The sequence below is a fragment of the Achromobacter sp. GbtcB20 genome (assembly GCF_019091095.1).
Classification (GTDB): domain Bacteria; phylum Pseudomonadota; class Gammaproteobacteria; order Burkholderiales; family Burkholderiaceae_B; genus Achromobacter; species Achromobacter mucicolens.
In genome coordinates this window covers 1-620 of record NZ_JAGXJZ010000154.1, presented here as the reverse complement: position 1 = coordinate 620, position 620 = coordinate 1, and the positions used below count along the sequence as shown (strand labels likewise).

The following is a 620-nucleotide window of genomic DNA, read 5'->3' as shown; positions in this document are numbered from 1 at the left end:
ACATGCGGCTCAGCGGCACGGCGCGCTTGATGCGGTTGGCCAGGGCCTGGCCGTCGCGGAGCAGGAAGAACAGCAAGTACAGCATGATGGTCAGGCTGACCAGGAAGTCGAAGGTATTGCGGCCGACGTTGATGGCGTGGCGCGCGAAGAACTGGCTGACCTGGGCCGCGCCGTCGGCGAGCTTCTGTTCGAGCGAGGCCAGGTCGGTCAGCTCGAAGCGCTCCAGCAGGCCCACCAGCCAGTCCGGCAGCACGCCGATGACCTGCTGGAAGTAGGCGCCGAAATTGATCTGGCCCGAGCTGACGTTGGCATAGATGTCGGCCGCCTGCCGCACCAGCGAGGCCGTGATGATCGACAGCGGCAGGATCACCATCACCACGATCGAGGCCAGCGTGAGCAGGGCGGCGACGGTCGGCTTCTGGCGGGTCGCGGCGAGCAGGCGCCGGTACAGCGGTGCGAACAGGATCGCCAGCACCATGCCCCAGAACACCGCGCCCGAATAGGGCAGCAGGATCCAGCCGAATCCCAGGGTGACGATGGTAAGGAGGAGAAGGAAGAATTTCTGCTGGATCGTGAATTGGTTCATGGGCCGTCGATAAGGAATCAGTCGGCCCATGATA

General features: G+C 64.2%; 1 protein-coding gene. It reads right to left on the bottom strand.

The features are described 5' to 3' along the window. A partial coding sequence (locus KVT32_RS28295; protein ID WP_217619227.1) for an AI-2E family transporter occupies positions 1 to 586 on the bottom strand: 586 nt, incomplete at its 3' end. Between the last annotated feature and the right edge of the window lie 34 nt (positions 587 to 620).